The organism is Dietzia sp. DQ11-38-2, from assembly GCF_014145055.1.
In the GTDB taxonomy this organism is placed as follows: Bacteria; Actinomycetota; Actinomycetes; order Mycobacteriales; family Mycobacteriaceae; genus Dietzia.
Window position 1 is genome coordinate 1 of record NZ_JAALDW010000089.1, and the last position, 5,818, is coordinate 5,818.

Sequence of the window (5,818 nt, forward strand, 5' to 3'; positions counted from 1 at the left end):
CCGGTCGGTCGCGGCGCGCTGCGCGGCGGCAACCGCCTCGGCCCGCAGCCGGGCGAACTCCGACATCTCCTCCGGGGTCCAGTCGGTCGCCGCCGACAGCAGCTCCGTCAGCGTCGCCGCGCCCTCGCCCTCGGGGACGACTACCCGCGCTGTGGGGCCTTCGCGGAACGTCACGCCGGCCAGGTCGAACCGCACATGCAGTGGGCCCGGGTGGACCTCTACCGAGCCCTGTCCGGCCACCAGGTCGACGGGTTGCTCACGTGGCATGAGGGTGCGGCCGTTTGCGGGCCGACGAACCGGGGATGACACCCACACGACGTCACCGTCCTGCGCGGGGACTCCGGTGATGTCCTCCAGGCTGATGGTCACTGTGCGCATCAGGTCCTCGCTTTCAGTCGTGGTAAGCGGGCTGGTCGAGCCGGTCGTGCGGGCGATCGGTCATGGGTCGGCGGGGGAGCCGTCGTCGCTGATCCCGGTTTCCTCTTCGGAGACGTCGTCGTTCTCGACCCGCTCGGACCACTGGGTGACGATCAGGCGGTTGTAGCGGGAGCCACCGCGGACCGTTCGGATACCGACCGCCACGCTGTACCGGAACCGGACCTGCACGTAGTAGCCCGGCTCCGGGACGACGAACGAGGTGGGGATGACCACGGGGTCGCCACCGTTCGGTGCGAGCCCTCCCGACTTGCCCTGGGTCAGCGGGATCGTGGCCAGCGAGTACACCGTGAAGTCGGGGCGCAGGACCGCGATCTCGGCGAAGCCGTTGTTGTAGCCGTCGCCGCCGTGGGAGAAGAACGCTGTGGCGTCCCATGCGCCCTCGCGGTCGAGCCGGATGCACGCCTCGGTACGGAACGTCGAGCCCAGCCCGGGGTGCTGTCGGGAGACGGTCACCAGCTCGGCGTCCTGGTTCGGGCCGAGCATCTTGTTGAACGGCAACGCGCGGTTTCGGCCGGGGCCCAGCCGGAACCCCTGCTCCATCACCACTGCGCAGTAGCCCATCTTGCCCAGCAGCTCCAGGCGGTTGCTGAGCGCCTCCTGGCCGTCCACGAACGCGGGGATGTCGCCCTCGTAGCGGCCCAGCACCATGTCGATCACACCGCGGATGAGCCCGTCGACGCCCTGGGCGAGCGCCTGGGCGACCGTGGTGACGTCGTCGAGGATTGACTCAAGCAGACCTCGGCCGCGCTCGGGGACAGTGGGGGACGAGCCCCCCGACAGGTCAACGCCCACCGGTGTCACCGTCCTTCGGCGGGGTGTAGTCGTCGGCGGCATCCGCGGCCTGGGCCCGGCGCACTGCCGCGCCGATGACGATCGCCTGCTGCGCCTCGACGAACTCGTCCTCGTCCATCTCGGTCACCGGCTTGTCCGGCATCGTCGTGCGCACCGGGCGCCGGCGCTTCTCCCGCGGGATCCACGCCCCCTGCTCCCACGGAGCCCCACCGGAGCCGAAGGAGTCGTACTTGATGGACGGCTCGGACGCCGACCCGGGGCCGTCGCAGCCGAGATCTCCGAACACGTGCTTCGCGAGGGCGTCGCACTGCTCGATGTCCATCTGGACCCCGCCGGCGTGGAAGAACACCCACGACAGCGGGTGGAACTCCGGTGAAGTCTCATACGGGTACAGCAGGTCCAGGTCCACCGCGGTTCCTCTCATTGGATGAAGGTCTTGACTCGGGCCAGGGCGTTGGCGATGCCCTTGACGGAGATCGCCAGCGCCCGCACGGGGGACTCGCGGCCTGCCGGGTCACCGAGCGCCACGGTCTGGAACGGTCGGCCACGCTCGGCACCGATCGAGCAGGACTCGATGTAGCTGGCGAACACCAGGCCGCGATGCTCCGCACCGCACTGGTCCCCCGCCCGGAAGTCCCGGAACATCCGGTACGGGGCCGATCGGTCGACGTCGAAGGCCACAGAGATCGATCCGGCGCCAGCGGCGAGGGCCGCGAAGCCCTGCTGCATCGCCTGCAGCGACCAGCCGTCACCGGCGTGCACCTGGTCGCGGTAGGCGAGCCGCCCGTGGGCATCACGGCGCGCGAGGTTGATCCACGACGACCACGCAAACAGTCGGTCCTGGGTGAGGTCGGAGACCCACTCGCCGAGCATCGCCGCGCCGGCCACCAGCAGCGGCCCGAACACCGGAACCGCGGCCGCCAGAGCCGCGCCGATACCGGAGAAGATCGACTTCGTCGTCCCGGCCATCATCCGGTTGATCGCCTCCGGCGAGCGTCCCCCGACCGTGGACCGCCAGTCCGTGGACTTGGTGATGGTGAACTCGGAGGTCACGTGCATGTGTTTCGGCCGCCACACCACCCACGGCAGCACCTCGGCGTGGGTCAGCGGCCGGTCGCCGAGCTCGAGGATCGGCGAGTTCTGCTCGGTCGAGAACGACCGGGTCAGCCCCTTGAGCATGTCCCCGATGTGCCCGGTGACCGAGGTGTCGAACCCGCGCGGCACCACGTCCAGGATCAGCGTCGGCTTGGTCAGCGTGCAGTACTCGGGGAACGGCTGCGGGTCACCCTCCAGCCACAGGTCGGTCGTGAGCAGTAGGCCGGCCGCGTCGAGGGTCTCGGCGAACAGGTCGCCGGCCATGTCGAAGCGGGCATCCAGGTGGGTGTAGGCGGTGATGATCGCCGACATCCGCGGGTTGACCATGATCGGCCACCGGTCCGGCAGGATCCCCGACCACGCCGATGGCGCCCACTGGTCCCAGCCGGAAATCCCACCCGGCTGGAAGTCCCGCAGCAGGTTCACCAGCAGGTAGTCCTTCAGGACCCGCTTGGACTCCCCTCGGCGCGAGTCGCGGTACTTGGCCTGCACCGCAAGGGTGGGCGAGCTCGGGTCGGAGCGGCACGCGATCTTCTCCACGTGGCGGTACAGGCTCTCGGCCTCGACCTCGATCCGGTCGTCCCGGCGGCCGTGATGGTCGCGGATCCGCCCGACCCGGTAGACCAGCCGGTCACGCCACGACGGCCCGGCTTGGACCAGGATCCACTGCGCCTCGTCCACCAGGGCCCGCCACCCGGCCTGCGGATCCACTGCGGCGAGATCGGTAGGGATGAACGCGCCCGTCGCGGCATGGTCGCCGCCCCACTCGCCGGTGAACACCCCGACCTCGTTGACCGTGTCCGGAGCCTCCCAGCGCAGCGCGCCGTGCAGGTCCGCGGCCGGTTGGATCTCCTTGTCGAGCAGCTTGAACACGATGTCGCCGGCGGCGATGGTGTCAGCGCGCTCCTGAGACCAGTCAGACATGCCGCCCCCTCACCACGCCCACGGATCCAGCACCAACACCCGGCACGACATCGAGCAGCCGTCGAGCACCCAGCCCTCCGACGTGCCGCCGATCTCGATCGGCCGCGGCACCCGCCGGCCCCGCATCGCCCGCCACGCCGGATGGTCGAGCTCCCCGCCAGGGGCATCGGCGCGGATGACGCCGCCCGTGGCCGGGTCGGTGTCCAGCACCAGGGGAGTCGACGTCGACGGCAGCGCCACCGGCGTCGACAACCCGGGAGGGGTGAACGACTTGCCCGACCCCGTCCAGTGGATCTGCGGGTACACCGGCAGATCCCCGGAATTACGCCACACCCGGCCCGGGGCGACGGGCTCGTCCTCTCCGACCCAGATCCCCAAGTCGGAGACAATGTCCATCTCCCCGGCCACCCAGTCACCGGACGGGGCGTCCGGTGAGCGTTCCGGGCCCGGCATCTTCGTCGCCCGCACCCGCGTGGACAGCGCGGGCTTGCCGGGGGCGTGAGCGGTGAGCAGACCGCCGCCGGCGGGGTGCAGCGGGTTCAGGGTCCACGCTGCCCGCCACCGGCGGTAGATCGCATCCACCACGTCGGGGCCGTCGCCCAGGCCGCTGTCGGCGGCGAGGAAATCGTCCCCGACGAGATAGGACAGGGTGCCATTCATCTCCTCGACGTCGAACCCGAGTGGACGCATCCCGGTCGCCGCGGCGGCCGGTTCGGTGTGAACCTTGACCTCCGCGACGAGCCCCTCGAGCCCCTCGGCCACCACGACCACGCCCTCGCGGCCCTCGCCGTCACCGGCGATGCGCCATGACGACGGCGAGGACTCGATCCCCGTGTAGGTGAAATTCACGCGAGCACCTTTCTCGTCGTGATGGACGCCCGCTCACCCTTCATGCGGGTGATGTCGAACTCGACACCCTCAATGCGGCCGAGCAGCTCCTCGACCTGGTCGGCCGGGATGCTGTCGCCGACGATGGTGATCGGCTGACGCGGCGCCTGCGTCGCGCCAGCCACCGCCACCGCCGCCTCGGTCGTGGCGGCCTCGGTCGACTCAGCGACCGCGGTCTCCACACGCTCCAGACGAGTGCCCGGCACCCGCCCGTCGCCGTCGAGCAGCGGGGTCGGCCCGAACCCGGGCAACTCCCACCCGCCGACCTCAGCGAAGTCGCGGATCGACTGCTTCCACTGCCCACCGATCAGTCCGTCCAGACCCACCAGTCCGAGCGCGCCGTCCAGGAGCTCCGCCCCGACCTGCTGGCCGTAGTGCTGCGCGAACTCCTCGGGGGTGCCCATGCGGCCCTGCTCCTCGGACGCGGCCGCCCATTTCGCCAGACCCACCTGGCCACGGTTCACCGCGCGAGCTGCCTCGGCGAGCTGCGAGCTCTCGGCGAACCACTCGTTCTGCAGGTACTCACCCGTCGCGGCGATGTGCTCCAGATGCGCGGCGGTCTCACTCCAGGCCCGCGGCCCGGCGTGCAGCACCTTGTGCAGGTCCGGCCCGATCGGCTCCCGACCGAACACGTCGTACACCGCCTGCGCCGCGAGATCTTCGCGATCGTCGTCGTCCCGGTTGATGACCAGCACCAGACGGCGCAGCTCCTCCACCAGGTCGACATTCAGACCCAGCTGACGCTCCAGGAGCGACCACTGCTCGGCAGTGAACACCGGCTCGGGCGCCTTCGTGTGATTGAAGAACGCACCGAAGCCGCCCGGAGTCGGCGGCAGCCACCCGCCCTGGTCGTACCCGAGCTTGGTGGGCCAACGATTCCCAGGACCACCCCAGTCCATCGTCACCGCACCAACACCCGCGGTGAGGTTGGTCAGCGGGTGCAGGTGGTCGTCCGGGAGGCCCTTGAACGCGTCCGGGTACGCGGCCCGGATGCGCCGGTACGTCGGCTCGATTACCTGAAGCAGACCACCCGAAGGGTGGCCGGCGAGCCAGTTCGAGTCCCACTTGTTGATGACGTTCGGGACGCCACCGGACTCGATCTGGATCTGCTGCATCATCGCGTCGATGTACTGCTCAGGGCTGAAACCCATCCGAGCGAGTGCCTGCATCGCTAGCGGGCGCCACCGCATCACATCTGCGCCACCCGGGTCACCGCCGAACTCCTCGAACGCCTTGACCAGCGTGTCGAGCATCGGCTTGACCATCGAATCGTGGACTTTGCCCGGAACCGTGTCGACCATGCCTCCGGCACCGGAGAACCCGTGCGCAAGATCCTTGACCCGCTTGAGGTCATCGCCGATCATCGACTCCACGATCTGGCGAGGATCAACGGACACCACGCCGCCGGACAGGTCGAGAGCAACCCCTGCTGCCTGCAGCGGGGCAGGCAGCGCCCAGTGGACGTGGTTCCTGTGCTGCGCGTTCGTGCCCGCGCTGTAGTTGTGCGGCCTGCCGTGCCAGAGGTTCTGGAACCCGGCGAGCGGCCAGTGAATCAGCTCCAGAGTTTGGCCCGCGAAGTTCCGGTAGATGACGTTGGCCAGTGCCTTCATCTCCGGAGTGCCCGCGTCGCCGCCGTTGGAGAAGTCGGCCGCCATTCCCAGTAGTGCCCCATAGAGTGGTG

General features: G+C 69.7%; 5 protein-coding genes and 1 pseudogene. All 6 read right to left on the bottom strand.

The window, feature by feature from the left end; all coding sequences use genetic code 11:
- A partial coding sequence (locus tag G6026_RS03455; protein ID WP_182612270.1) for a hypothetical protein occupies positions 1-378 on the bottom strand: 378 nt, incomplete at its 3' end.
- 60 nt (positions 379-438) lie between these two features.
- Positions 439-1,230, bottom strand: coding sequence for a hypothetical protein (locus tag G6026_RS03460; protein WP_182612271.1), 792 nt, complete (start codon positions 1,228-1,230; stop codon positions 439-441).
- Complete coding sequence (locus tag G6026_RS03465; protein WP_182612272.1) at positions 1,220-1,654, bottom strand: hypothetical protein; 435 nt, start codon at positions 1,652-1,654, stop codon at positions 1,220-1,222. The genes G6026_RS03460 and G6026_RS03465 overlap by 11 nt, the downstream gene beginning before the upstream one ends.
- On the bottom strand, positions 1,651-3,249 hold the full coding sequence (locus G6026_RS03470; protein WP_182612273.1) for a hypothetical protein: 1,599 nt from the start codon (positions 3,247-3,249) through the stop codon (positions 1,651-1,653). The genes G6026_RS03465 and G6026_RS03470 overlap by 4 nt, the downstream gene beginning before the upstream one ends.
- Positions 3,250-3,258: 9 nt before the next feature.
- Complete coding sequence (locus G6026_RS03475; RefSeq protein ID WP_182612274.1) at positions 3,259-4,098, bottom strand: hypothetical protein; 840 nt, start codon at positions 4,096-4,098, stop codon at positions 3,259-3,261.
- Positions 4,095-5,818, bottom strand: a pseudogene (locus G6026_RS03480) (hypothetical protein); the annotation flags it as partial. The gene G6026_RS03475 and the pseudogene G6026_RS03480, both read right to left, overlap by 4 nt.